Source organism: Mycobacterium sp. DL, from assembly GCF_039729195.1.
In the GTDB taxonomy this organism is placed as follows: Bacteria; Actinomycetota; Actinomycetes; order Mycobacteriales; family Mycobacteriaceae; genus Mycobacterium; species Mycobacterium hippocampi_A.
Window position 1 is genome coordinate 5,603,016 of the sequence record NZ_CP155796.1, and the last position, 24,481, is coordinate 5,627,496.

Here is a 24,481-nt window from a genome sequence, read left to right on the forward strand (position 1 = left end):
ACCGGCACCCGCGGGCGTCGGTGACAGCCAACGAGGGTCGGTCCGCACGTGCGAGTAGGAGCGGCGAATGTCGTTGAACCCAGGTGCCATTAGCGGCACAGTGGGCGCATCGGTACCTTCCGAGGTCATCGAGCGCCTTGTCCCCGCCTATCTGGAGACGTACCGCGGACCCCAGGGCGGCGCTCCCGGGCCGGAGGCTTCGGTCACCGGGCCGATGCCGCGTGCGGCCACGGACAGCAAGCTGGCGACGCCGGCGTTGGTGGAAGCGCAGTACCGGCTGAGCAGTCAACGCTCCCCGGGCGCCACCAGCGTCGCGGTGTACACCGCGGACGATCCCGGGGGCTTCGGGCCGGCACTGCAGATCGTCACCGACAACGCCACGATGCTGATGGATTCGGTCACCGTGCTGCTGCACCGCATCGGGGTCGCTTACAAGGCCATCATGAACCCGGTGTTCCGGGTGCGCCGCGGTTCTTCCGGTGAGCTCCTCGACATCGCACCGTCCTCCGATGCGACATTCGGCGCCGGTGCCGACGAGACCTGGGTGCACATCCAGCTGTCCCGGTCGGTGGACCGACGCGCACTCGCCGAAGTGGAGCAGTTGTTGCCGCGGGTACTGGCCGACGCGCGCCAGGTGGCGCTCGACTCGACCGCCATGGCCGCGATGCTGCGCAGTCTGGCCGCCGAACTCGACAGCGACACCGGCCACCGCTTCCCCAGCCCGGACCGCAAGGACGTCGCGGCGCTGCTGCGCTGGCTGGCCGACGGGCATTTTGTCCTGCTGGGCTACCAGCGTTGCCCCGTGCGCGACGGTGAGGCGACGGTGGACGCGTCGAGTCGCCTCGGGGTGCTGCGGATGCGTCAGGATGTGCTGCCGCAGCTGACCACCAAGGATGACCTGTTGGCGTTGGCGCAGGCGACGATTCCGAGCTTCCTGCGATACGGCGCATACCCGCAGATCGTGGTGGTTCGCGAGAAAACGGACCCCGATGATTCGGCCGCGGTCGAGCACCGGTTCGTCGGCCTGTTCACGGTCGCGGCGATGAACGCCAACGTGCTGGAGATCCCGCTGATCTCCCGCCGGGTCAACGACGCGCTGGCGATGGCCCACCGCGATCCCAGCCATCCTGGGCAGCTGCTGCTCGACATCATCCAGACCATCCCGCGCTCGGAGCTGTTCGCGTTGAGCGCCAGGGCCCTGCTGGACATGGCGATGGCGGTGGTCGAACTGGGCTCGCGTCGCCGCGCGCTGCTGTTCATGCGGGCCGACCCGCTCGCCCACTTCGTCTCGTGCCTGGTGTATCTGCCCCGCGACCGCTACACCACCGCGGTGCGGCTGGAGATGCAGGACATCCTGGTGCGTGAACTCGGCGGTGTCAGCATCGACTATGCGGCCCGCGTCAGTGAGTCACCCTGGGCTGTGGTGCATTTCACCGTCCGACTGCCGGAGAACTACAGTCCGCAGTCGCTCGACGTGTCCGCGCCCAACGAAGCGCGCATCCAGGACCTGCTCACCGAGGCCGCCCGCACCTGGGCGGACCGCCTTCTCGGAGCCGTCAGGGACGGTTCGATCGACCAGGCCGCGGCCGAGCACTACGCCACCGCGTTCTCCGAGGTGTACAAGCAGGCGATCACGCCCCTGCATGCCCTCGAGGACATCACGATCATCGAAGAGCTGGAAGACAATTCGGTCAAGCTGGTGCTGGCCGACAGCGACGAGACAGCCGAGACGGGCGTGTCGAACCTCGTCTGGTACCTCGGGGGACGCTCGGCATCGCTGAGCCAGTTGCTGCCGATGCTGCAGTCCATGGGCGTGGTGGTGCTCGAGGAGCGCCCGTTCACCGTGACGCGCCCGGACGGCCTGCAGGTCTGGATCTACCAGTTCAAGGTCAAACCGCACCGCGGCATCCCCGAGGCGCCACCCGGGCCGGAGCGTGAGGCCGCCGCGCAACGCTTCGCCGACGCGGTCACCGCGATCTGGCACGGGCAGGCCGAGATCGACCGCTTCAACGAACTCGTGCTGCGGGCCGGACTGACCTGGCAGCAGGTGATCATCCTGCGCGCCTACGCGAAGTACCTGCGCCAAGCCGGCTTTCCGTACAGCCAGTCCCACATCGGCACGGTCCTCAACGACAACGCCGGCACCGCGCGGTCGCTTGTCGCCCTGTTCGAAGCGCTCTTCTATCCCGCCGAGCAGGCCGAGGGTGCCGCCAACCGCGATGCGCAGGCGGCCGTCGCCGCGGTGTCGGCCGACATCGACGCCCTGGTCAGTCTGGACACCGACCGGGTGCTGCGGGCGTTCGCGTCGATGATCCAGGCCACCCTGCGCACCAACTACTTCGTCACCGGGCAGTCTTCGGCGCGCGCGCAGAATGTGCTGTCTTTCAAGCTGAATCCACAACTGATCGACGAACTCCCGCTGCCGCGGCCGAAGTTCGAGATCTTCGTGTACTCGCCGCAGGTCGAGGGGGTGCATCTGCGCTTCGGCTTCGTCGCCCGCGGTGGCCTGCGGTGGTCGGATCGGCGCGAGGATTTCCGCACCGAGATCCTGGGTCTGGTCAAGGCGCAGGCGGTCAAGAACGCCGTCATCGTGCCCGTCGGCGCCAAGGGCGGTTTCGTGGTGAAGCAGCCACCCGCCCCCACCGGTGACCCGGCGGTCGACCGCGAGGCCACCCGGGAAGCCGGTGTCGCCTGCTACCGGCTGTTCATCGCCGGCCTGCTCGACGTCACCGACAACGTCGACATGGCCACCGGGGCCATCGTCACGCCGCAGCAGGTCATCCGGCGCGACGGCGACGACGCCTACCTCGTGGTCGCTGCGGACAAGGGCACCGCGACGTTCTCCGACATCGCCAACGATGTCGCCAAGTCCTACGGCTTCTGGCTGGGAGATGCGTTCGCCTCGGGCGGGTCGGTCGGATACGACCACAAGGCGATGGGCATCACCGCCAAGGGAGCGTGGGAGTCGGTCAAGCGGCACTTCCGGGAGATGGGAGTGGACACTCAATCCGAGGACTTCACCGTCGTCGGTGTCGGAGACATGAGCGGTGACGTGTTCGGCAACGGGATGCTGCTCTCGAAGCACATCCGGCTGCTCGCCGCCTTCGACCATCGCCACATCTTCATCGACCCGAATCCCGACGCGGCGTCGTCATGGCAGGAGCGCAAGCGTCTCTTCGAACTGCCGCGGTCGAGCTGGGAAGACTACGACAGCTCGCTGATCAGCGCGGGCGGCGGGGTGTACAGCCGCCAGCAGAAGTCCATCCCGATCAGCTCAGAAGCCCGCGCGGTGCTCGGCATCGACGACGAGGTCTCGGACCTGACGCCGCCGGCTCTGATGAAGGCGATCCTCAAGGCGCCCGCCGATCTGCTCTTCAACGGCGGCATCGGAACCTACGTCAAATCCGAGACCGAGGCGGACGCCGACGTCGGGGACCGAGCCAACGACGCCGTTCGGGTGAACGGGAACCAGTTGCGCGCCAAGGTGATCGGTGAAGGCGGCAACCTGGGTGTGACGTCGCTGGGACGCATCGAGTTCGACCTCATCGGCGGACGGGTCAATACCGACGCGATGGACAACTCCGCCGGGGTGGACTGCTCCGACCACGAGGTCAACATCAAGATCCTGATCGACTCCCTGGTAACGACCGGCAAGATCAAGGCCGACGACCGGACCGAGCTGCTGCTGTCGATGACCGACGAGGTCGGCCGACTTGTGCTGGCCGACAACGAGAGTCAGAACGACCTGATGGGCACCAGCCGCGCGAACGCCGCGAGCCTGCTGTCGGTGCACTCCCGGATGATCAGGGAGTTCGTCGAGCATCGCGGGCTCAACCGCGAACTCGAGGCGCTGCCGTCGGAGAAGGAGATCGGGCGGCGTACCGAAGCCGGTATCGGGCTGACGTCGCCGGAGCTGGCGACCCTGATGGCGCACGTCAAGCTGTTGCTCAAGGACGACCTTCTCTCCGGGGACCTGCCCGATCAGGAGGTGTTCGCCGCCAGGCTGCCGTGGTACTTCCCGTCGACCCTGCGTGAGCAGTTCAGCGGCGAGATCCGGGCGCACCAACTCCGTCGGGAGATCGTGGCCACCATGCTGGTCAACGACCTGGTCGACACCGCGGGCATCTCGTATGCCTTCCGTGTCACCGAGGACGTCGGCGTGGCACCGATCGACGCGGTGCGCAGCTTCGTCGCCGCCGACGCGATCTTCGGGCTCGGCCGGGTGTGGCGCCAGATCCGCGAAGCGGGAGCGGCCGGGGTTTCGGTGGCGGTGACCGACCGGATGACCCTCGATCTGCGGCGGCTGATCGACCGCGCGACTCGGTGGCTGCTCAACTACCGGCCACAACCGTTGGCGGTGGGTGCCGAGATCAACCGATTCGCCGACAAGGTCGCCGCGCTCACCCCGCGGATGCCCGAGTGGCTGCGCGGTGACGATGCGGCGATCGTCGCCAACGAGGCGGGGGATTTCACCTCGCAGGGCGTGCCGGAGGATCTGGCCTACTCGGTCGCCACCGGCCTCTACCAGTTCAGCCTTCTCGACGTGATCGACATCGCCGACATCGTCGACCGCGACGCCGCCGAAGTGGCCGACACCTATTTTGCGCTGATGGACCACCTCGGTACCGACGGACTGCTCACTGCGGTGTCGCGGCTGTCGCGGGACGATCGCTGGCATTCGTTGGCGCGCCTGGCGATTCGTGACGACATCTACGGGTCGCTGCGGGCGCTGTGCTTCGACGTGCTCGCCGCCGGTGAGCCCGACGAGAACGGCCAGGAGAAGATCGCGGAGTGGGAGCTGACCAACAGTTCCCGTGTCAGCCGGGCGCGCCGCACGCTGACCGAACTCTACGAGAGCGGCGAGCACGACCTGGCGACGCTGTCGGTGGCCGCACGCCAGATCCGCAGCATGACGAGGACGAGTGGAACGGGATCGACCGGGTGACGGACCGGAACGGGTTCACCGCGCCGGTACACGTGCGCTGGTCGGATATCGACATGTACCAGCACATCAACCACGCGACGATGGTGACGATCCTCGAAGAGGCCAGAATCCCTTTCCTGACTGAGCCGTTCGGCGACGAGATCACGACCATCGGGTTGCTGATCGCCGAGGTGAACATCGCCTACAAGGCCCAGTTGCGGCTGGTCGATTCACCGTTGCAGGTCACGATGTGGTCGAAACGGGTTCGGGCGGTGGACTTCACGGTGGGCTACGAGGTGCGTTCGGTCGGTGCGCCGCCGGACTCCAGACCCGCGGTCATCGCGGACACGCAGCTGGCCGCGGTCCACATCGAGGAGCAACGGCTGCAACGGCTTTCGGGCGCTCAGCAAGAGTATCTCCGCCGCTGGACACGATGATTGCCTCCGAGCGCGGTGTGTGGCTCGACGACACCGACCACCGGGACGACCTGTCGCTGTTCACCGAACGGGCGCAGCGCATGGACGAGGCAGCCGTCGTGCGGTTGCGTCAACGACCGGACGGGACGATCGTCGCGTGGGTCGCCACCGGGTTCGACGTGCTGGCCAGCAGGGTCGTCAGAGGCCGGGTTCGGCCCGCCGATCTGTGCGCGGGTGCCGACTCGCTCCTGTCGGGTCTTTCGGCGATGGCGGCGGACGGGTACGTCGACCCCGGTTTCGGCATGGACTCCGCGTGGGGCAGCGCCCTGCCTCCGGACACCGGGTTCGTCCACCTCGACGATGTTCCGGCACGGGACGTGCTGGATCTGGCGCAGCGGGGACTCAGCCTGGCCAAGGAGCATTCCAGCGCGCACGGCCCGCCCGCCTCACTGCTGGAGCAGGAGGTCGTCGCGGTCAGCGCGGCGGGCGACAGCGTCGGCATCCCGATGCGGTGTGTGTTCGCGCTGACCGCGATGGGGTTCCTGGGGCAATCGCAGGGCGGCGACGACTTCGCGCCCGAGTCGGTGAGCGCCGACGAAGTGGTGCGGGTGCGGACCCTGCCGGCGTGGCTGCGGATCGACGCGCGGTTCGGCACCGTCTACCGGCGACGCGGCGACCCCGCGGTGGTCCTGCGCTGAGCTTCCGGCAGAGGCGGCGGCCTCAGAACGGCGCGTTGACCATCGACTGGGCGGCCATCTCCAGATAGCCGATCAGTTCCTGGCGATGGGCGTCGTCAAGCGTCTGCGCGTCGATTTCGGCGACGGCGGTGTGCATGCAACGCAGCCATGCGTCGCGCTCGAGATAGCCGATCCGAAACGGTGCATGACGCATCCGCAGTCGCGGATGGCCACGCTGGTCGGAGTAGGTGCGTGGACCGCCCCAGTACTGCTCGAGGAACATCCGCAGTCGCTCCTCGGCACCGTCGAGGTCGTCCTCGGGATAGAGCGGCCGCAGGATCTCGTCCTCGCGCACCAACTCGTAGAACCGCCCCACGAGGGTGCGGAACGTCGCGTGACCGCCCACCGCGTCGTAGAACGACTGCTGCTTGTCGATTGAATCCTCTGGCACACCCATCACCGTCCATTGTGGGCCATCGCCGCCACCGGCCCCGCACGCGGACGGACCGGCCGTCGATGTACGGGTGATGAACTCCTGTTCCGGTTCGCATATTGGCTACGCTGCGGTTTCCGCCGCCGCCGAGCGCCACCCGGGGTCGACGGTCACCCGATGTTCACCGACTGACCAGCGAACACGTCGAGAATTGCCGTGCGATCTGGGGTGATCCGTGGTGGACTGTCCGTCGGAGGACGTATGGCGCAGCGCAAGAACGGTCGCGGCCACCGGCACCGGTCCGCAACGGGCTCATCAGGGGCCACAGCGAGTACTGCCACGCGCGCGCTGCACAGCGTCGTCCAGGGTGTCGAATCCCACTCGGCCGCGCCGCCGGAGGCGTCGATCTGGGGCCGCAGGCGCGTGCTGCTGCTCAACTCGACCTACGAACCGCTCACCGCACTGCCGATGCGGCGCGCGGTGGTCATGCTGATGTGCGGCAAAGCCGACGTGGTGCACGACGACCCTCAGGGGCCGGTGGTGCACTCGGCGACCCGGACCGTCGTCGTCCCGTCGGTGATCCGGCTGAGGACGTTCGTCCGGGTGCCTTACCGGGCGCGCGTGCCGATGACGCGGGCGGCGTTGATGCACCGCGACAGGTTCCGCTGCGCGTACTGCGGGGCCAAGGCCGACACCGTCGACCACGTCATTCCCCGCAGTCGTGGCGGTGCCCACTCGTGGGAGAACTGCGTCGCCGCCTGCTCGGCGTGCAATCACCGCAAGGCCGATCGACTGCTGACCGAACTGGGCTGGGCTCTGCACACGACGCCGCTCCCTCCCAAGGGGCAGCACTGGCGATTGCTGTCGAGCATCAAGGAACTCGACCCGGCCTGGGTCAGATATCTGGGTGAGGGCGCGGCCTGACCGGGCCGTGGGTTACGGTTTCTCTGTGAACTCCGTACTGATTCACGCCAGCTTCGTGCTGGTACCGCTGGCGTTAGCGTTGTTTCTGTCCCTGTTCATCTTCACCAAGAAGGGGCCGCACCCCGCGACCTTCGACATGGCGGAGAAGTGGACGCATGAGCCGATCCTCTGGGCCTCGGAGGAACCTGCCGATCACGGCCATGGCGGACACGGCTCGCATCTGACAGTGGGAGGTGGCGCAAGTGGCAAGTGGTGAAGTCGCAACCGTCGGTTCGGGCGCACTGGCCGAACTGCCCTACGGCTATGCCGTCACTTCCAGCGGGCGGATCTCGGGTGTCACCGAGCCCGGTGAGCTCTCGGTGCACTACCCGTTCCCGAAGATGGACCTGGTGGTCCTCGACAACGCGCTGAAGTTCGGTTCGCGCGCTGCCAAGGCCCGCTTCGCGGTCTACGTCGGCGACCTCGGCGCAGACACCGCTGCCACTGCACGGGAGCTGCTTGCCAAGGTGCCGACCCCCGACAACGCGGTGCTGCTGGCCGTATCGCCGGACCAGAAGGCCATCGAGGTGGTCTACGGGTCGGAGGTCAAGGGCCGCGGCATCGAGGAGTCCGCTCCGCTCGGAGTGTCCGCGGCGGCTGCGTCGTTCAAAGAAGGCAACCTGATCGACGGGTTGATCAGCGGCGTGCGGGTGCTCGCCGCCGGCGTTTCGCCGCGCTGACCTTGTTGCCTGGTTTCCCCGCGGAATAGCGTTCCCGGTCGTGATTCGTCCATCGACCACGACCCTGGCTTCACGTCGGGCGACGCGTCGGCCGCCGGTCAGTGACCGGCAGCCGCGCTCCAAGCGGGTCTGCTACCCGGCGTCGAACTCCCGTGCCTGCAGCGCACGTTCGACACCGGCCCGTCCCTCGAGCACCAACCTGCGCAGCGCCGGAGGCACCGAGGAGTCGGCGAGGAACTCATCAGCTGCGTCCAGTGCCGCCTGGCTGATGTCCCACGACGGGTACAGCCCGATGACCACCGTCTGCGCGACCTCGCTCGAACGTCGTTCCCACACACCGGAGATGGCACCGAAGTACCGATCCCGGAACGGTGCGAGCAGCTCACCTTGGCCGGGCCGCACGAAGCCGCCGATGATCGATCGCGCGGTGATGTTCGCCAGCGTGTCGTCCTCGACGACCTGCTGCCACGCTGCTTCCTTGACCGATTCCTGCGGCCGTGCCGCCGCTGCGGCGGCGGCCGCACGTCGTCCCGCGGCGGTGCGGTCGTTGTCCGCCTCGGCGTCGATGAAGGGTGTCTCCAGACCGTCGGCATCGAGGTTTCCGCTGGCGGCCAGCGCGGTGACGATGCGCCAGCGCAGGTCGGTGTCGATGACCAGGCCCGCCATGTTCACCGCTGCGGGCTCGTTGTCCAGCAGCGTCGACAGCACCGCCACATGGTTCGGTGCGAGCACCGAGCTGCACAGCGCGTTGACGAACGCCAGCTGGTGGTCCGATCCGGGGGCAGCTTCCCGCGCCAGGTCCAGCAGCGCATCGCCGAATGCCGGCCAGCCGTTCTCCGACCCCCAGCCGGGATCGGCGTAGGAGCCCAGCGCGGTCTGCGCCTGCAGCACCAGGCGTTGCGCCACGCCGACTTCGGACTCGGCGTGCAGACCGCTCATCACCAGCGCGACGAAGTCGCGGGCGCGCAGTTCGGCGTCGCGGGTCATCTCCCACGCCGCAGACCACGCAAGGGTGCGGGGGAGCGGTTCGGCGATGTCGGCGATGCGGGTCAGCACCGTGTGCAGCGAATCGGGATCCAACCGCAGCGAGCAGTAGGTCAGGTCGTCGTCGTTGACGAGGATCAGCTTTCCGCGTGGGGTTCCCTGCAGCGCAGGCACTTCGGTCGTCGATCCGTCGACGTCGAGTTCTTCGCGATGCACCCGCACCAACTTGCCGGATCCGTCGTCGTCGTAGATGCCGACGGCCAACCGATGGACCCGGGTCTCGTCTGCGCCCGGCTTGGCGCCGCCCTGATCGATCGCGAATCGGGTGAACTTGCCGTCGGTATCGACGTCGAAGTCCGGCCGCAGTGTGTTCAGGCCGGTGGTCTTGAGCCACTGCCGACCCCAACCGGACAGGTCACGGCCCGAGGACTTCTCCAGGGCGCCGAGCAGATCGCCGAAGGTGGCGTTGCCGAAGGCGTGGTCGCGGAAGTAGTCGCGCAGACCGGCGAGGAACGCTTCGAGGCCGACATAGGCCACCAGCTGCTTGAGGACGCTGGCACCTTTGGCGTAGGTGATGCCGTCGAAGTTCACCTCGACGGCGTGCAGGTCGGGGATGTCGGCGGCGACGGGATGGGTGGACGGCAGCTGATCCTGCCGGTACGCCCATGACTTCTCGACGTTGGCGAACGTCGTCCATGCCTGCGTGTACTCGGTGGCCTCGGCCTGGCACAGCACTGAGGCGAACGTCGCGAAGGACTCGTTGAGCCACAGGTCGTCCCACCACTGCATCGTGACCAGGTCACCGAACCACATGTGCGCCATCTCGTGCAGCACCGTCTCGGCGCGACGTTCGTAGGACGCCCGGGTCACCTTGGACCGGAAGACGTAATCTTCGAGGAACGTCACCGCGCCGGCGTTCTCCATCGCGCCGGCGTTGAACTCCGGGACGAACAGCTGGTCGTACTTGCCGAAGGCGTAGGGGTGGCCGAAGTTGTTGTGGTAGAAAGCGAATCCCTGCTTGGTCTCGGTGAAGAGCCGATCCTGGTCCATGTACTCGGCCAGCGACTTACGGCAGAAGATCCCCAGCGGGATGTCGCCGTGGTCGTCGGAGTACACGTCGTCCCAGCGTGCGTACGGTCCGGCGATCAACGCGACCAGGTAGGTGCTCATCCGGGGGGTGGACTTGAACGTGTGACGTTTGGTCTCACCCATCTGCTGGGCGCTGATGGTGGCGCCGTTGGAGATGACCTCCCAGTGCCCGGCCGCGGTGACGGTGATGTCGAACGCCGCTTTGAGGTCGGGCTGGTCGAAGCAGGCGAACATCCGCTTGGCGTCAGCGGTTTCGAACTGCGAGTACAGATACACCTCGTCGTCGACGGGGTCGACGAAGCGGTGCAGACCCTCGCCGGTGTTCGAGTAGCGGCAGTCCGCGTCGACGACCAACACGTTGCGTGCCGCCAGGCCGGTCAGCGGGATGCCGGTGGATTCGTCATACCCCGACACGTCGATTTCGACCCCGTTGAGGGTGGCGCTTCGCACCGTGGCGGCCGCCAGATCGATGTAGGTGTCGGCGCCGGTGAGCGCGTCGAACTCGACGGTCGTCAGCGAGCGAAACGTCTGTTCACCGGGCTTGCCGTCGCCGTCGGTGAGGTTCAAGGCGATGTGATAGCTGTCGACGGTGACGAGTGCGGCGCGCTCGGCAGCCTGGTCGCGGGTCAGATTAGGAAGGGCCACGCTCGTCAACACTAGCCTCACCGGGAAGACGCCACCGGCCTCGGTGGTTGTCTCCAAGGACGTCTGTCACAGGTTCGAGGAGAGGAACGTTATGTCCGAGAAGTCCCGCGCCGATTTCTGGTTCGATCCGCTGTGCCCGTGGTGCTGGATCACCTCTCGCTGGATTCTCGAAGTCGAGAAGGTCCGCGACGTCGAGGTCGCCTTCCACGTGATGAGTCTGGCGGTGCTCAACGAGGGCAGGGATCTGCCCGAGGAGTACCTGGAGATGATGAAGAAGGCGTGGGGCCCGGTACGGGTCGCGATCGCCGCCGAGCAGGCCAAAGGCGCCGAGATCCTCGGCCCGCTGTACACGGCGATGGGCACCCGGATCCACAACAACGATGTCAAGGACTTCGATGTCGTCATCAAGGAGTCCCTCGAAGAGGTCGGGCTGCCCGCGGAACTGGCCGAGGCGGCGAACTCCGAGTTCTACGACCAGGCGCTGCGTGACAGCCACCACGCCGGCATGGACGCGGTCGGGGAGGATGTCGGCACCCCGACGATCCACGTCAACGGCGTGGCGTTCTTCGGCCCGGTGCTCTCCCGGATCCCGCGCGGTGAGGATGCGGGCAAGCTCTGGGACGCCTCGGTGATCTTCGCGTCCTATCCGCACTTCTGGGAACTCAAGCGCACCCGGACCGAGGCGCCCACCTTCGACTAGGTTCAGGTTCTTTGTCGGATTCCTGCTCGCCGGGGCCGCATACTTGGCTCTGTGTCGCTCGAAGGTCGCCGCCGAGACGGAATGAGATCGCCGCTGGAGATGCTCGATGTTGCGGTCGAAGAGGCGCGAAAAGGTTTGGCGGAGGGCGGTATCCCGATCGGGGCGGCCCTGTTCTCGGCCGATGGATCGCTGTTGGGCAGCGGGCACAACCGGCGGGTGCAGCTCGACGACCCGTCGATTCACGCCGAGACCGACGCGTTCCGCAACGCCGGGCGCCAGCGCGGCTACCGCTCGACGACCATGGTGACCACACTCTCGCCCTGTTGGTACTGCAGCGGGCTGGTTCGGCAGTTCAACATCGGCGCCGTGGTCATCGGCGAGAGTCAGACCTTCACCGGCGGACACGACTGGCTGGCCGAGAACGGGGTGTCGGTCACACTTCTCGACGACCAGCGATGCGTGACGATGATGCGTGAGTTCATCGCGGCCAACCCGGACCTGTGGGCGGAGGACATCGGTGAGTAGGTCAGGCTGACGCGCGCTCGCGGGGAACGTGGAAATGTAGGGTGTCCGCATGCGCGTCTACCTCGGGGCCGACCACGCCGGTTTAGAGCTGAAACAGGCCATCATCGAGCACCTGAAGGCCGCCGGGCACGAACCCGTCGACTGCGGCGCCTTCAGCTACGACGCCGAAGACGACTACCCGGCGTTCTGCATCGCCGCCGCCGAGAAAACCGTCGCCGATCCGGGGAGTCTGGGCATCGTGCTCGGCGGCTCCGGTAACGGTGAACAGATCGCGGCCAACAAGGTGCCCGGCGCCCGATGTGCGCTGGCGTGGAGCACCGAGACCGCCTCGCTCGCCCGCGAGCACAACAACGCACAGGTGGTCGGCATCGGCGGCCGCATGCACACCACTGAGGAGGCGCTGGCGATCGTTGACGCCTTCCTGGCCGCCAAGTGGTCAGAAGCACCGCGCCACCAGCGCCGGATCGACATCCTCGCCGAGTACGAGCGCACTCACGTCGCACCGCCGGTGCCCGGCGCCTAGACATGCCCGAGGGGCACACGCTGCACCGGCTCGCCCGCCAGCATCAGCGTCGGTTCGGCCGCGCGCCCGTGTTCGTGTCGAGTCCGCAGGGGCGGTTCGAAGCCGGCGCCGCCATGGTGAGCGGACGGGTCCTGAAGAAGGCGACCGCCTGGGGCAAGCACCTGTTCCACCACTACGAGGGTGGCCGCGTCGTGCATGTGCACCTCGGGCTGTACGGAAAGTTCACCGAGAAGCCCGTTCCGTTGCCGTTGCCTGTGGGTCAGGTTCGGATGCGGATGCTCGGCGACGAGTACGGTACCGATCTGCGCGGCCCGACGGTCTGCGAGGTGCTCGAGGAGCCCGAGATCGCCGACGTGATCGCCAAGCTCGGGCCCGATCCGCTGCGTCCGGACGCCGACCCGGGTCTGGCGTGGAGGCGAATCACCAAGTCCCGCAGAACAATCGGCGCACTACTCATGGACCAGGCCGTCATGGCCGGAGTGGGCAACGTGTACCGCAGCGAGCTTCTCTATCGGCACCGCATCGACCCGTTCCGGCCAGGGACCGCCATCACCGCCGACGAGTTCGATGCCATGTGGACCGACCTCGTCACGTTGATGAAGGTGGGTGTGCGGCGGGGAAAGATCATCACCATCCGACCCGAGGACGACCACGGGACACCGTCCTACGGGCGGGGCCGTCCGCGAACCTATGTCTACCGGCGGGCGAGCGAACCGTGCCGGGTGTGTGGGACCGCGATCCGAACGACCGTGCTTGAGGGGCGAAACCTGTTCTGGTGCCCCACCTGTCAGACCTGACCGGCATTCAGGCTGCGCTGCCGGCGGACAATCGTTCGTGAGATGCGCCGCCGACGCAGTGTCGATGCGCCGGCGGGGTCGCTAGAAGTCGAACCCGCCGAAGTCGCCGCCGCCGAAGTCCCCGCCGCCGCCGCCGTCCCAGCCGCCATCGAAGCCACCGCCGCCGTCGCCTTCGAAACCGCCGCCGCCGAGTTCGCCCTGATCCATTCCGTCCTGAAAGCCGTCTCCGTAACCGTTCTCGAATGCCTGTGCGTCATACCCGATTCCGCCCATGCCGGAGAACAGCGTGCTGAACAGCAGCACCGAACCCACACCCCATGCGCCGGCCACCAGCGCGGGCTTCCACCAGGGTTCGGAGTACCAGCCCGCGGGCACTGGCCGCCCGGCGACGCGCCCGCCGGGGTAGTAGTTGGGGGTGCGCTCGGACGGCATCGGGGAAGCCTCGATCTCGCGCCCCTCGAACTCGACCCGACGGTCCTCGGTGACCGTGCCTGCGGTCTTCTGGCCCTGCAGCAATTCCAGCTCAGGTCCCGGATCCATTCCCATCGCGGTACGCGCCGCGCGAACGTAGTAGAGCCCTTCCACGGCGCTCTCCTTGGCCAGTTCGGCCTGCCGCGCGGTGGTGGCCTGGTCGATCTGTGACGACGCCGCGGTGTAGCGCTCGGATGCGTCGGCGAGGGCCTGTTTGGAGGCTTCGTCGCTGCCGGAGAGGGCGAACACCTGGCCGCCGAGTCGTTCGATGACGCGGCGGGCGTCGGCCTTCGCGTCGGCGAGGGTGGCCGCGCTGCGCTTGCCCGAGGCCTTCGCCGAGGCGTACACCGCGAAGCCGATGGCTCCGACGACCAAGAGGATGAGAATGAGCAGTGCGCCTTCCATGGCTCACAGCGTACCGACAGGTGGGACGGTGCCTTGGCGATCGACCGGACGCACCGCCGCCGGGGTGGTTCCAGGAACGCGTCCGTTGTCACAGACGGAGCATCTCCCGCGCCATCGCTGCTTGCTCGAAGTAGTCCGGCCGGCGTCGCACCGCACGTTGCCGATGTGCCCGGCGTTCGACGTGGTGTATCCACCAGTTGTGTAGGGAGCGGGCCCGACGAGTGCCCACTGTCGAACCGGCGGCGGCGCTGCCGAGCAGCACTTCGGCGACACCGATGAACACGGGCTCGTCGGGGATCGCCGTGCCGACGGGCGTATGGGCAGGCCTGGACAGGGTTTCGGTGTAGTCGTTCATGTCCACCAGCGTCTTGCACACCACACGCGCGGGCTTGGAGTTCACGTGGAGATCGTGTGGAGATCCCGGAACGAGCCCTGTGGTTCACCGCGGGGTGGGCCGCCGATTACGGCACCACCAGCTCGCTGTCCCTCAGGTCGGTGATCAACATGTGGCCGGGTGCATGACCGATCGCCAGCGGCGGACGGGACTGCATGACAGCCGCCTGTGGGGTGACCCCACAGGCCCAGAAGACCGGTATTTCACCGGGGTTCGCGGTCACCGCGTCCCCGAAGTCCGGACGGGAAAGGTCAGCGATGCCCAGCGCCGCGGGATCGCCGACGTGCACCGGGGCGCCGTGCACCGACGGGTACCGGGAGGTGATGCGGACGGCGTCCGCGATCTGGTGAGCCGGTATCGGTCGCATGGACACCACCATCGGTCCACCGATCCGGCCGGCCGAGCGGCACATCCGATTCGTCCGGTACATCGGCACGTTGGTGCCTTCGTCGAGGTGCCGTACCGGCACACCTGATTCCCGCAGCGCCGCTTCGAAACTGAAGCTGCAGCCGATGACGAACGCGACCAGGTCGTCGGTCCAGTGATCGGACGCATCCGTGGTCTCGGCGACCATCTCACCGTCGACGTAGACGCGATAGAGGGGAATGTCGGAGCGGATGTCGCCGCCGCGAAGCAGCGGACCGGAGAACTCGCCGGGCTCCAGCACGTCCAGCACCGGACACGGCTTCGGGTTGCGCTGGGCGAACAGCATCAGGTCGAAGGCGTACTCGCGCGGCACGGCCATCAGGTTGGCCTGGGTGTAGCCGGCCGACCATCCCGCCGTCGGTGTCACCAGCCCCTCCCGGAACCGGCGACGGGCGTCCGCGGGTGGCACAGCGGCCGGGTCGGCGGGAATGGTCTGATCCATCGTCGCCCCGATTCAGCTCCACAACTCGGACAGGCCGCTCAACGACATCCAGCCCAGGTAGAGCGTCAGCAGCCACACCGCGAGGCCTACCAACTTCAGCCACATCGGATAGTGATAGCCGCGCAACAGATCCCGGCGCATCCACGCCACCCACAGCACCACCGTGAACCCGATGGGCAGGATCAGCCCGTTGAAGGCACCGGCGAAGATCAGCAGCGTCACCGGCGCCGCTCCGAGGATCACGAACAGCGCCGCGCTGATCGCGATGAAGCCGACCGTCAGGATGTTCTGGCGGCGGCGCGTGGTTCTCGACGTCGTCAGGAACGACACCGAGGTGTACGCGGCGCCGATCACCGAGGTGATGGATGCGGCCCAGAGGATGACGCCGAAGAAAACACCGCCGGCGGTACCGAGCGCGGCCTCGAATGCCGACGCGGTGGGGTTGTCGTCGGACAGGGCGGCGCCGCCTGCCGTCACACCGAGGATGGCCAGGAACAACAGCGTGCGCATGACGCCGGTGACGAGGATGCCGTACAGCGATGTGCTGGTGATCCGGCCGACGTTGTCGGGTCCGGTGACGCCGGTGTCGAGGAGACGGTGTGCGCCTGCATAGGTGATGTAGCCACCCACCGTCCCGCCGACGATGGTCGTGATCGCCAGGAAGTTGATCGACTCGGGCAGTACTGCGTTGCGCAGTGCCTCACCGAGCGGTGGCCGCGACACGATCGCGGTGTATGCGGTCATGGCGATCATCGCGGCGCCGAGCACCACCACGATGCGGTCGAGTCCGACTCCGGCCCGCTTGCTCAGGAACACCCCGATGGCGATGAGCGCCGAGACCGCGCCGCCGATGCGCGGATCGAGGCCGAACATCGCGTCGGTGCCGAGGCCGGCGCCGCTGGTGTTGCCGATGTTGAACACCAGGCCGCCCACGACCACCATCGCAGCCAGTGCGTACCCGACGCCGGGTAACACGCGGTTGCCCAGTTCGTGGGCCCGGATCCCGGACACCCCGATGACCCGCCACACGTTCAACTGGACGGCGAAGTCGATGAGGATCGACGCGACGATGGCGAACGCAAACGCCGCGCCGAGTCTGACGGTGAAGTCGGTGGTCTGGGTGATGAACCCCGGCCCGACGGCGCTGGTCGCCATCAGGAACATTGCTCCCAGGAGCGCGGTTCTCGTCGCTTGGGAAGGCGCCTGGTTCGTCTGTTCCTTCTCGGGCGCTGTCGCCGCGTCAGGCGTGGAGCGTTCGGGTGTCGCCATGTCGTTTCCCCTGATCCGAACCGGCATTGTTGGTGGTGCACGTGCGTCGCACGTCGAGGACCCCGTCGTCTGGTTGCCGTCTACCCGAGCGGCGCGCCGATGAACCCTCGGAGTTGGGCGACGGACTGCGGGAAACGTCGAGTCAGCCCGCTTTCTCCGGACGTCGGCGGAGCGATTACCTACGCCCTATGCCGCGCCTTGCGAACTCTCCGCGGTGCCGTCAGACGAATCGGCGGCGCGGTGCTCCCTGGGGTTGTCGGAGCGTTTCTTGGGTTCGCGGGGCTTGACCGCGCCGTCGTCGGAAGACCTGTCCGAAGATCTCGGCTCCCCGACAGATTCACTCGACGTTGTAGTAGACAGTTCGGACGGCTCGGAGTTCGGCTCCGCGTTTCTGCTTGACGGTTCGAGCTCACGGGGCAGCGGCTGCGACGGGACGACCTTCGGTGTGATGCCGGACAGATCCGACGTGCCGGCCGACGGGTTCGTCTCATCGTGACCAATCGACGTGACGTCGGTTTGCGAAACGTCTGCTTGAACCTGCACTTCGTCCACCGGATCAGCGGGGGCGACCACGCCGTGCGCGGGAACGGAGGCGAACTCGTCGACGGGTAGGTCGCCGTCGCTCGATGCGAGGGGGTCGGCGTCCGCGAGCGAAGGGCGAAGCGCGGGGAGTAGCTCGGGTGATAGTGGCGGCGGCGCGACCGACGGGTCCAGCACTTCCGTGGTTGCCGACTGCGTCTGCTGGGCATCGAACGGCAGCGGCGGCAGCGGCGGCAGCCAGAAGTTCCATTCATCGATCCCCAGTTGGACGAGGGCATCCCAGCTGTCCCGGGCAATGTTCCCCAAGCCCTCTCCGAAGGGCAGCGGACCCCAGAGCCAGTTGGCCGAATTGACCACAAGGCTTTCGACGATGCGTTCCCCGAAGTTGTAGAAGATCATGATCTGAGGCGAGAGCCAGCCCACCCAGGGAACCCAGCCGACAGCGTAGGTGGCCACCTCGAACCCGTAGCGCACCCACGGCTCGATGACGAAATAGGTGTTGATGATGGCGTCTTCGAATTCGTTGGGCGTCGGGGAGGGCCCAGGCAAATCCGGTGTGGGAAACGGCTGACCCAGGCTGGGCGGGATGATGAACCTGCCCAGGTCCAGGCTCAACAACGACCCGAGGACGTTGGTCTGCTCTACCAATGCCTGCTGCGCCAACGGTTGCTGGGCCAACGGTTGCTGGGCTAACGGTTGCTGCACCAAAGCCTGCTGCGCCAACGGTTGCACCACCGGGCGAAAAACAGCCGCCGTAGGTCGGACTACCGGGTCGGTCGGCGGCGGTGGCGGCTGAACCGCGGGCGCGACCACCAGTGCACCCAGGCTGGCTAGCGCGATGCCGGTTGTCGCCATTCGGTTTGCGAAGGCCTTCATTGCCGGACTTCCTTCCCGCTGCGCCTCGTGACCGCCGCGGGCATGGGCGCTGAACAGATTCTAGTGCCGAACTACGCGCCTGGAGACGAAATCGCGGACCCCACAATCGCGACGTGCCCGCAACCAACCGACCACCGACGAGCCCCGTAGCAGACGGACCGCTGGCCGGATCGGTTCGTTGCCGGGCGCGAAGACAATCAGCGCGACTAACCAACATCGACATACCGACTCCGTCACCGAGGGCGACTCCTCAAAAGTGTTGTGACACAAGCTAATTGCCATTGTTGGCGGGTCGAGTGATCTGCAGCCGCGCCGCCGGCGCAGCGTTATTGGGCGTCCAGCTCAGATGCTCGAGGAGCATGTCGACGTCGACGGCGCACGCTGCGACAGGACTGGTAGCGCCAGACCCCGGATCGCCATGACACGCGAACGTTCTCGCGGCATCTACCTACACCCGACAGCGGAGCGGCGACACGGCCGCACCGGGGGCGATAGCGAGCGCTAATGCAGCAAAGAACGGCCTGCGCCTCGTCCGGTAGCGACGAGGCTGCACGCGGGAGCAAGCCGAGGCCTGAAAATCCCAGCATCTGAAAACCGCCTGATGGGGCGGTTCGGTGGAGCGGGCGACGGGAATCGAACCCGCGTAGCTAGTTTGGAAGACTAGGGCTCTACCATTGAGCTACGCCCGCAATGTGCTGCACAAGCTGAGCAGACTGTACCGGCCCCGCCTGGCTCAAATCCAATTGAGTCCCGATGAGGTCCGATGTGGTCCCGCGGTGGTCAGGCCGTAGTATCGCCGGTGGTCCGGCGCTGTGTTGAAGCAGCGACGACCGGGGTGTAGCGCAGCTTGGTAGCGCATCCGCTTTGGGAGCGGAAGGCCGCAGGTTCAAATCCTGTCACCCCGACCAGAAACACCCACCAGAACCGCAATAGAGGAGTACGCAACGTGAAGAGCACCGTCGAGAAGTTGAGCCCGACGCGGGTTCGCATCAACGTGGAGGTGCCCTTCACCGAGCTCGAACCCGACATCGACAAAGCGTTCAAGCAGCTGGCCAAGCAGATCCGGCTGCCCGGCTTCCGGCCCGGCAAGGCGCCCCGCAAGCTGCTCGAAGCCCGCGTGGGCCGAGCCTCGGTGCTCGAGCAGGTCGTCAACGACGCGCTGCCCGGTCGCTACAGCGAGGCCGTCACCGCAGAGTCTCTGCAGCCGATCGGTCAGCCCGAGATCGAGATCACCAAGCTCGAGGACAACGAGGAGCTGGTGTTCACCGCCGAGGTCGACATCCGTCCTGAGATCGACCTGCCCGATCTGGCGGAGCTGAAGATCACCGTCGACCCGATCTCTGTCAGCGACGAGGATGTCGCCACCGAGCTCGAGAACCTGCAGAAGCGGTTCGGCACCCTGACCGGTGTCGAGCGTGCCGCCGAGTCCGGCGACTTCGTGTCGATCGACCTGTCGGCCACCGTCGACGGTGAGGACGTTCCCGAGGCCAGGACCGAAGGCCTGTCCCATGAGGTCGGTTCCGGTGAGCTGATCGAGGGTCTGGACGACGCGATCGTCGGTCTCAGCGAGGGCGAGAGCAAGGATTTCACCACCACCCTGGTCGCCGGTGAGCACGCTGGCCAGGAGGCTCAGGTGAATGTCACGGTCAAGTCGATCAAGGTGCGCGAGCTGCCGGAGTTGGACGATGAATTCGCCCAGCTGGCAAGTGAATTCGACACCATCGAGGAACTGCGCAGCAGCCTCAGCGAGCAGGTCACCCGCGTCAAGCGAGTGCAGCAGGCCGAGCAGATCCGCGACAAGGCGATCGAGGAGTTGTTGGAGCAGGTCGAGGTCCCGCTGCCGGAGAAGGTGGTCCAGGCCCAGGTCGACGACACGCTGCACAACGCCATCCACGGACTCGACCACGACGAGTCGAAGTTCGAGGAGACGCTCAAAGAGCAGGGCAGTAGCCGCGAGGAATTCGACGCCGACAACCGCACCAATGCCGAGAAGGCCATCAAGACCCAGCTCCTGATGGATGCGATCGCCGACAAGCTCGACATCCAGGTCGGCCAGGGTGATCTCACCGAGCGGCTGGTCCTGATGTCTCGTCAGTACGGACTGGAGCCCCAGCAGTTGCTGCAGATGCTGCAGCAGAACAACCAGTTGCCGGCGATGTTCGCCGACGTCCGCCGCGGCCTCACCGTCGCCGCGATCGTCCACGGTGGCACCGTCGTCGACACCGACGGCACCGAGATCGACACCGCCGAGTTCTTCGGTCCCTCGGATGAGCAGGCTTCCGCCGCGAGCGGCGAGGTCGATGAGGACGCTGAACTCAGTGCCGGCGACGATGAGTCCGACGACGCCGATGAGGCCGTTGAATCCGACGTCGTCGACGAGATCGAGAGTGCCGATGATGCCGCGGAGGCTGCCGACACGAAGTGACGCTCTCAGCGAACGGGCACCGTCTGGGGACTCCCCGGCGGCGCGTGTTGGTTAGTGTCATTCGTAAGACGGAGTCACCGCGTCCTAAGTACGTAAAGAAAGCAGGTATCCAGTCGTGACTGACATGCGTGGCGCCTCAGCGGGCCTCAATCTCGTCGACTCGGTGTATGAGCGGTTGCTGTCCGAGCGGATCATCTTCCTGGGTTCCCAGGTCGACGACGACATCGCCAACCGGCTGTGCGCTCAGATCCTCTTGCTGTCCGCCGAGGATCCGACGAAGGACATCCACCTCTACATCAACTCGCCCGGCGGTTCGATCAGCGCCGGAATGGCGATCTACGACACCATGGTGCTCGCACCGTGCGACGTGGCGACCTACGCGATGGGGATGGCCGCCTCGATGGGCGAGTTCCTGCTCGCCGCCGGCACCAAGGGCAAGCGGTACGCGCTGCCGCACGCCCGGATCCTGATGCACCAGCCGCTCGGCGGCATCACCGGCGGCGCTGCCGACATCGCGATCCAGGCCGAGCAGTTCGCGGTCATCAAGAAGGAGATGTTCCGCCTCAACGCGGAGTTCACCGGCCAGACTCTGGAGCGGATCGAGGCGGACTCCGACCGCGACCGGTGGTTCACGGCGCAGGAAGCCCTCGAATACGGCTTCGTCGATCACATCATCACCAGCACCAACGTCAACGGAGTTGTGTCATGACCGATCACACCCCATCCACGGATGCCCGCATGCAGCCGCAGGCCCGCTACATCCTCCCGTCGTTCATCGAGCACTCGAGCTTCGGCGTCAAGGAGTCCAACCCCTACAACAAGCTGTTCGAGGAGCGCATCATCTTCCTCGGCGTGCAGGTTGACGACGCCTCGGCCAACGACATCATGGCCCAGTTGCTGGTCCTGGAGTCGCTGGACCCGGATCGCGACATCACCATGTACATCAATTCGCCGGGTGGTTCGTTCACCTCGCTGATGGCGATCTACGACACGATGCAGTACGTCCGTGCCGACATCCAGACGGTGTGTCTGGGCCAGGCCGCTTCGGCGGCCGCTGTGCTGCTCGCCGCCGGTACTCCCGGCAAGCGGCTGGCGCTGCCCAACGCTCGCATCCTGATCCACCAGCCCTCTCTGGGCGGCGTCATCCAGGGCCAGTTCTCCGACCTGGAGATCCAGGCCGCTGAGATCGAGCGGATGCGCACCCTGATGGAGGAGACCCTTGCGCGCCACACCGGTAAGGATGCTGCGGTCATCCGCAAGGACACCGACCGCGACAAGATCCTGACCGCCGAAGCGGCCAAGGACTACGGCATCATCGACACGGTGCTGGCATACCGCAAGCTGTCCGCGCAGACGGCCTGAACTCAGCCGTTGCCGTAGACCCTGGTCGCGGTGACGAGCACGGCGGTGCGCCGCTGCTCGCGCATCGTCCGGTCGAACTCGTCCCAGTCGTCGTGGGTGCCGCCTGCGGCGCGGAAGATGTCCCGGAGCAGTTGCGGCAGCGCGTCGCCGGAGCCGAGCCAGGGTTGCGGGTCGTCAGGCCCGGCCAGTTCGGCATGCCCCTCGACGGTGGCCCATTGCCACCCGCCCCGGAAGGTCACAGCGATCTGGGGCCGGGCCCGCAGGTTGGCCAGCTTGACCTTGCCGTAGGTGACGAAGCCCAACGTCGATGCGCCGGTCTGCGGGTGCGGTAGCGGCCCGGCGTTGATCAACGACGACTGAATCGTCAGGTCTGCGCGCAGGGTCGACACCACAGCCAGACCGTTGTCGTCCTTGGCGAGTGCGAAGGCGTCCTCGAGGGTCATAGACGGAGAGTACGACAGAGGGGCCGTACGACCCGCTGCCGTCTTTGCTCTCCGCGGTTGACCGGCAGGGAGGGGCAATGATGTCGAATAGCGCCGAACGCTATTGACGACCCCGTCAGGCGTGGGAGTCTGGTGCTCGCAGCTCAACACGGCAGGGGGCGGATCATGGTGGTGGGGATACTTCGGGGCGCCGCGATCGTCGTACTGGCCGGTGCCGGGGCGTTCGGGTTGTCGCACGTCGGTTCGCCGGCGGTCAGCCACGCCGACGTGGTCTGCCCGGTCGGCATGTACTGGGACGTCTACACGGCGCAGTGTCTGTACTACGACGTCAACGTCTACGTGAACCCCCCGAACCCGATCGTCGGTCCCGCCGGCCCCATCGGAGTCGGGGGAGTGGTGGGTCCCGTCGGACCTGGCCCGGTCGGGCCCGGCCCGGTTGGTCCCGGGCCGGTCGGCCCTGGTCGACGCTGAGACCTGCTCGGAGCGTTCCAACAGCCGCCGACCGCAGGTACCCGGTCGAAGGCGGGTACGTTGGTTGCGGACGGTTCCCGGAGCGATAACGGCGGCGACACGCCAGAGACACGGTGTTGTGTTCGCGGCCGTCTGGGACGGATCAGGCGATATGTTGACGCAACCACTCGTGAATACCACCGGCGCTATTCGGCTTTATCGGTCGCACGGCGCCGGAACATGCGGGTAGCGTCGGGGAGAAGTCCTCGAGGGTGCCTGACAGTACCCGCCGAACAGTTCGAACATCGTTGCCGACAGGAAGTGGGACCCCAGCACCATGGCACGCATTGGAGACGGTGGTGACCTGCTGAAGTGCTCTTTCTGCGGCAAGAGCCAGAAGCAGGTCAAGAAACTCATCGCGGGTCCGGGTGTGTACATCTGCGACGAGTGCATCGACCTGTGCAACGAGATCATCGAAGAGGAACTCGCCGACGCTGACGACGTCAAGCTAGACGAGCTGCCCAAACCCGCGGAGATCCGCGACTTCCTCGAGGGTTATGTGATCGGCCAAGACACCGCCAAGCGCACGCTGGCCGTGGCCGTCTACAACCACTACAAGCGCATCCAGGCGGGCGAGAAGATGCGCGACTCACGCGCCGAGCCGGTCGAGCTGTCGAAGTCCAACATCCTGATGCTGGGACCCACCGGCTGCGGCAAGACCTACCTGGCGCAGACGCTGGCGAAGATGCTCAACGTCCCGTTCGCCATCGCCGACGCCACCGCACTGACCGAGGCCGGTTACGTCGGTGAGGACGTCGAGAACATCCTGCTCAAGCTGATCCAGGCTGCCGACTACGACGTCAAGCGCGCCGAGACGGGCATCATCTACATCGACGAGGTCGACAAGATCGCCCGCAAGAGCGAGAACCCGTCGATCACCCGCGACGTCTCCGGCGAGGGCGTGCAGCAGGCGCTGCTGAAGATCCTCGAGGGAACGCAGGCGTCGGTTCCCCCGCAGGGCGGCCGCAAGCACCCGCATCAGGAGTTCATCCAGATCGACACCACCAACGTGCTGTTCATCGTGGCGGGTGCGTTCGCAGGCCTGGAGAAGATCGTCTCCGACCGCGTCGGCAAACGCGGCCTGGGCTTCGGCGCCGAGGTGCACTCCAAGGCCGAGATCGACACCCAGGATCACTTCGCCGAGGTGATGCCCGAGGACCTGATCAAGTTCGGTCTCATCCCCGAGTTCATCGGCCGGCTGCCCGTGGTGGCCTCGGTGACCAACCTCGACAAGGAATCCCTCGTCACGATCCTGTCCGAGCCGAAGAACGCTCTGGTCAAGCAGTACACGCGGTTGTTCGAGATGGACGGCGTCGAGCTGGAGTTCAACGAGGACGCTCTCGAGGCGATCGCCGATCAAGCCATACACCGCGGAACCGGTGCCCGCGGCCTGCGCGCGATCATGGAGGAAGTCCTGCTGCCGGTGATGTACGACATCCCCAGCCGCGACGACGTCGCCAAGGTGGTTGTCACCAAGGAGACCGTGGAAGACAACGTGCTTCCGACGATCGTGCCGCGCAAACCCCCCCGCAACGAACGCCGCGAGAAGAGCGCCTAGCTTC

The 24,481-nt window shown here is 66.6% G+C and carries 23 protein-coding genes and 2 tRNA genes; 16 read left to right on the forward strand and 9 right to left on the reverse strand.

Going from position 1 to position 24,481, the window contains the following annotated elements:
• Positions 1–67: 67 nt before the first annotated feature.
• The 3 genes from ABDC78_RS26650 to ABDC78_RS26660 are packed head-to-tail and all read left to right on the forward strand — an operon-like array spanning position 68 to position 6,038.
• Entirely contained in the window at positions 68–4,945 is a 4,878-nt protein-coding gene (locus tag ABDC78_RS26650; RefSeq protein ID WP_178356976.1) for an NAD-glutamate dehydrogenase, read from the forward strand.
• A 53-nt stretch (positions 4,946–4,998) separates the two neighbouring features.
• On the forward strand, positions 4,999–5,361 hold the full coding sequence (locus ABDC78_RS26655) for a thioesterase family protein (protein ID WP_347133543.1): 363 nt from the start codon (positions 4,999–5,001) through the stop codon (positions 5,359–5,361).
• The gene (locus tag ABDC78_RS26660) at positions 5,358–6,038 is read left to right on the forward strand and encodes a hypothetical protein (RefSeq protein ID WP_178356974.1); all 681 of its coding nucleotides are present in this window, start codon (positions 5,358–5,360) and stop codon (positions 6,036–6,038) included. The genes ABDC78_RS26655 and ABDC78_RS26660 overlap by 4 nt, the downstream gene beginning before the upstream one ends.
• Before the next feature lie 22 nt (positions 6,039–6,060).
• Here ABDC78_RS26660 and ABDC78_RS26665 read toward each other — a convergent pair whose 3' ends face one another.
• A complete protein-coding gene (locus ABDC78_RS26665; RefSeq protein ID WP_347133544.1) occupies positions 6,061–6,453 on the reverse strand; it encodes a globin in 393 nt (130 codons plus the stop codon).
• A 258-nt stretch (positions 6,454–6,711) separates the two neighbouring features.
• Between ABDC78_RS26665 and ABDC78_RS26670 the strand changes: the two genes are divergently transcribed.
• Genes ABDC78_RS26670 through ABDC78_RS26680 form a run of 3 tightly spaced genes read left to right on the forward strand, consistent with a single transcriptional unit; the run spans position 6,712 to position 8,093 of the window.
• On the forward strand, positions 6,712–7,374 hold the full coding sequence (locus ABDC78_RS26670) for an HNH endonuclease (RefSeq protein ID WP_178356972.1): 663 nt from the start codon (positions 6,712–6,714) through the stop codon (positions 7,372–7,374).
• Between the two features lie 25 nt (positions 7,375–7,399).
• Complete coding sequence (locus tag ABDC78_RS26675) at positions 7,400–7,630, forward strand: hypothetical protein (protein WP_347133239.1); 231 nt, start codon at positions 7,400–7,402, stop codon at positions 7,628–7,630.
• A complete protein-coding gene (locus tag ABDC78_RS26680) occupies positions 7,617–8,093 on the forward strand; it encodes a DUF5130 domain-containing protein (RefSeq protein ID WP_178356971.1) in 477 nt (158 codons plus the stop codon). The genes ABDC78_RS26675 and ABDC78_RS26680 overlap by 14 nt, the downstream gene beginning before the upstream one ends.
• A 132-nt stretch (positions 8,094–8,225) precedes the next feature.
• Here ABDC78_RS26680 and pepN read toward each other — a convergent pair whose 3' ends face one another.
• Positions 8,226–10,811 (reverse strand): aminopeptidase N, encoded by a 2,586-nt coding sequence (gene pepN / locus ABDC78_RS26685; RefSeq protein WP_178356970.1) that lies wholly within the window; start codon positions 10,809–10,811, stop codon positions 8,226–8,228.
• A gap of 91 nt (positions 10,812–10,902) precedes the next feature.
• On the opposite strand from pepN, the gene ABDC78_RS26690 reads away from it, so the two are divergent.
• The 4 genes from ABDC78_RS26690 to ABDC78_RS26705 all read left to right on the forward strand — a co-directional run bounded on the left by ABDC78_RS26690 (position 10,903) and on the right by ABDC78_RS26705 (position 13,356).
• Positions 10,903–11,511, forward strand: coding sequence for a DsbA family protein (locus tag ABDC78_RS26690; RefSeq protein WP_178356969.1), 609 nt, complete (start codon positions 10,903–10,905; stop codon positions 11,509–11,511).
• 81 nt (positions 11,512–11,592) lie between these two features.
• Positions 11,593–12,036 carry a nucleoside deaminase gene (locus ABDC78_RS26695; protein WP_178356968.1) on the forward strand — a complete coding sequence of 148 codons (444 nt, stop codon included), beginning with the start codon at positions 11,593–11,595 and terminating at the stop codon, positions 12,034–12,036.
• Between the two features lie 49 nt (positions 12,037–12,085).
• Entirely contained in the window at positions 12,086–12,559 is a 474-nt protein-coding gene (locus ABDC78_RS26700) for a ribose-5-phosphate isomerase (protein WP_178356967.1), read from the forward strand.
• Positions 12,560–12,561: 2 nt separating this feature from the next.
• Positions 12,562–13,356 (forward strand): Fpg/Nei family DNA glycosylase, encoded by a 795-nt coding sequence (locus tag ABDC78_RS26705; protein WP_178356966.1) that lies wholly within the window; start codon positions 12,562–12,564, stop codon positions 13,354–13,356.
• Positions 13,357–13,437: 81 nt separating this feature from the next.
• Here ABDC78_RS26705 and ABDC78_RS26710 read toward each other — a convergent pair whose 3' ends face one another.
• The 6 genes from ABDC78_RS26710 to ABDC78_RS26735 all read right to left on the reverse strand — a co-directional run bounded on the left by ABDC78_RS26710 (position 13,438) and on the right by ABDC78_RS26735 (position 18,868).
• The gene (locus tag ABDC78_RS26710) at positions 13,438–14,232 is read right to left on the reverse strand and encodes a DUF1542 domain-containing protein (protein ID WP_178356965.1); all 795 of its coding nucleotides are present in this window, start codon (positions 14,230–14,232) and stop codon (positions 13,438–13,440) included.
• 88 nt (positions 14,233–14,320) lie between these two features.
• The gene (locus ABDC78_RS26715) at positions 14,321–14,632 is read right to left on the reverse strand and encodes a hypothetical protein (RefSeq protein WP_178356964.1); all 312 of its coding nucleotides are present in this window, start codon (positions 14,630–14,632) and stop codon (positions 14,321–14,323) included.
• A 61-nt stretch (positions 14,633–14,693) separates the two neighbouring features.
• Positions 14,694–15,494 (reverse strand): putative hydro-lyase, encoded by an 801-nt coding sequence (locus ABDC78_RS26720; protein WP_178356963.1) that lies wholly within the window; start codon positions 15,492–15,494, stop codon positions 14,694–14,696.
• 12 nt (positions 15,495–15,506) lie between these two features.
• Positions 15,507–16,763 carry an NRAMP family divalent metal transporter gene (locus tag ABDC78_RS26725; RefSeq protein WP_178356962.1) on the reverse strand — a complete coding sequence of 419 codons (1,257 nt, stop codon included), beginning with the start codon at positions 16,761–16,763 and terminating at the stop codon, positions 15,507–15,509.
• A gap of 186 nt (positions 16,764–16,949) precedes the next feature.
• Positions 16,950–18,179 carry a hypothetical protein gene (locus tag ABDC78_RS26730; RefSeq protein ID WP_178356961.1) on the reverse strand — a complete coding sequence of 410 codons (1,230 nt, stop codon included), beginning with the start codon at positions 18,177–18,179 and terminating at the stop codon, positions 16,950–16,952.
• A gap of 615 nt (positions 18,180–18,794) precedes the next feature.
• Positions 18,795–18,868: transfer RNA gene (locus ABDC78_RS26735), tRNA-Gly, on the reverse strand.
• Between the two features lie 142 nt (positions 18,869–19,010).
• Between ABDC78_RS26735 and ABDC78_RS26740 the strand changes: the two genes are divergently transcribed.
• The 4 genes from ABDC78_RS26740 to ABDC78_RS26755 all read left to right on the forward strand — a co-directional run bounded on the left by ABDC78_RS26740 (position 19,011) and on the right by ABDC78_RS26755 (position 21,966).
• A tRNA-Pro gene (locus ABDC78_RS26740) sits at positions 19,011–19,087 on the forward strand.
• A 38-nt stretch (positions 19,088–19,125) separates the two neighbouring features.
• Positions 19,126–20,604: a trigger factor gene (gene tig, locus ABDC78_RS26745; protein WP_178356960.1), complete on the forward strand. Its 1,479-nt coding sequence runs from the start codon at positions 19,126–19,128 to the stop codon at positions 20,602–20,604.
• Positions 20,605–20,728: 124 nt separating this feature from the next.
• Entirely contained in the window at positions 20,729–21,313 is a 585-nt protein-coding gene (locus tag ABDC78_RS26750) for an ATP-dependent Clp protease proteolytic subunit (protein WP_178357217.1), read from the forward strand.
• The gene (locus ABDC78_RS26755; protein ID WP_178356959.1) at positions 21,310–21,966 is read left to right on the forward strand and encodes an ATP-dependent Clp protease proteolytic subunit; all 657 of its coding nucleotides are present in this window, start codon (positions 21,310–21,312) and stop codon (positions 21,964–21,966) included. Before ABDC78_RS26750 ends, ABDC78_RS26755 begins: the two co-directional genes overlap by 4 nt.
• A 2-nt stretch (positions 21,967–21,968) precedes the next feature.
• Here the strand turns inward: ABDC78_RS26755 and ABDC78_RS26760 are convergent, their stop codons facing one another.
• Entirely contained in the window at positions 21,969–22,409 is a 441-nt protein-coding gene (locus ABDC78_RS26760; RefSeq protein WP_178356958.1) for a TIGR03618 family F420-dependent PPOX class oxidoreductase, read from the reverse strand.
• Between the two features lie 132 nt (positions 22,410–22,541).
• On the opposite strand from ABDC78_RS26760, the gene ABDC78_RS26765 reads away from it, so the two are divergent.
• Together ABDC78_RS26765 and clpX are read left to right on the forward strand one after the other, a co-directional pair.
• Positions 22,542–22,880 carry a hypothetical protein gene (locus tag ABDC78_RS26765; protein WP_347133242.1) on the forward strand — a complete coding sequence of 113 codons (339 nt, stop codon included), beginning with the start codon at positions 22,542–22,544 and terminating at the stop codon, positions 22,878–22,880.
• 316 nt (positions 22,881–23,196) lie between these two features.
• Positions 23,197–24,477 carry an ATP-dependent Clp protease ATP-binding subunit ClpX gene (gene clpX, locus ABDC78_RS26770; protein WP_178356957.1) on the forward strand — a complete coding sequence of 427 codons (1,281 nt, stop codon included), beginning with the start codon at positions 23,197–23,199 and terminating at the stop codon, positions 24,475–24,477.
• Positions 24,478–24,481 lie beyond the last annotated feature (4 nt).

Excerpts from the sequence above, each read along its gene's own strand:
- ABDC78_RS26700 (WP_178356967.1), top strand. The coding sequence starts at position 12,086 with ATGCGCGTCTACCTCGGGGCCGACCACGCCGGTTTAGAGCTGAAACAG.
- ABDC78_RS26730 (WP_178356961.1), bottom strand. The coding sequence starts at position 18,179 with ATGAAGGCCTTCGCAAACCGAATGGCGACAACCGGCATCGCGCTAGCC.
- ABDC78_RS26755 (WP_178356959.1), top strand. The coding sequence starts at position 21,310 with ATGACCGATCACACCCCATCCACGGATGCCCGCATGCAGCCGCAGGCC.
- ABDC78_RS26650 (WP_178356976.1), top strand. The coding sequence starts at position 68 with ATGTCGTTGAACCCAGGTGCCATTAGCGGCACAGTGGGCGCATCGGTA.
- ABDC78_RS26750 (WP_178357217.1), top strand. The coding sequence starts at position 20,729 with ATGCGTGGCGCCTCAGCGGGCCTCAATCTCGTCGACTCGGTGTATGAG.
- ABDC78_RS26695 (WP_178356968.1), top strand. The coding sequence starts at position 11,593 with ATGAGATCGCCGCTGGAGATGCTCGATGTTGCGGTCGAAGAGGCGCGA.
- ABDC78_RS26720 (WP_178356963.1), bottom strand. The coding sequence starts at position 15,494 with ATGGATCAGACCATTCCCGCCGACCCGGCCGCTGTGCCACCCGCGGAC.
- ABDC78_RS26660 (WP_178356974.1), top strand. The coding sequence starts at position 5,358 with ATGATTGCCTCCGAGCGCGGTGTGTGGCTCGACGACACCGACCACCGG.
- ABDC78_RS26670 (WP_178356972.1), top strand. The coding sequence starts at position 6,712 with ATGGCGCAGCGCAAGAACGGTCGCGGCCACCGGCACCGGTCCGCAACG.
- ABDC78_RS26705 (WP_178356966.1), top strand. The coding sequence starts at position 12,562 with ATGCCCGAGGGGCACACGCTGCACCGGCTCGCCCGCCAGCATCAGCGT.
- clpX (WP_178356957.1), top strand. The coding sequence starts at position 23,197 with ATGGCACGCATTGGAGACGGTGGTGACCTGCTGAAGTGCTCTTTCTGC.
- ABDC78_RS26725 (WP_178356962.1), bottom strand. The coding sequence starts at position 16,763 with ATGGCGACACCCGAACGCTCCACGCCTGACGCGGCGACAGCGCCCGAG.
- ABDC78_RS26710 (WP_178356965.1), bottom strand. The coding sequence starts at position 14,232 with ATGGAAGGCGCACTGCTCATTCTCATCCTCTTGGTCGTCGGAGCCATC.
- ABDC78_RS26690 (WP_178356969.1), top strand. The coding sequence starts at position 10,903 with ATGTCCGAGAAGTCCCGCGCCGATTTCTGGTTCGATCCGCTGTGCCCG.
- ABDC78_RS26760 (WP_178356958.1), bottom strand. The coding sequence starts at position 22,409 with ATGACCCTCGAGGACGCCTTCGCACTCGCCAAGGACGACAACGGTCTG.
- ABDC78_RS26655 (WP_347133543.1), top strand. The coding sequence starts at position 4,999 with ATGTACCAGCACATCAACCACGCGACGATGGTGACGATCCTCGAAGAG.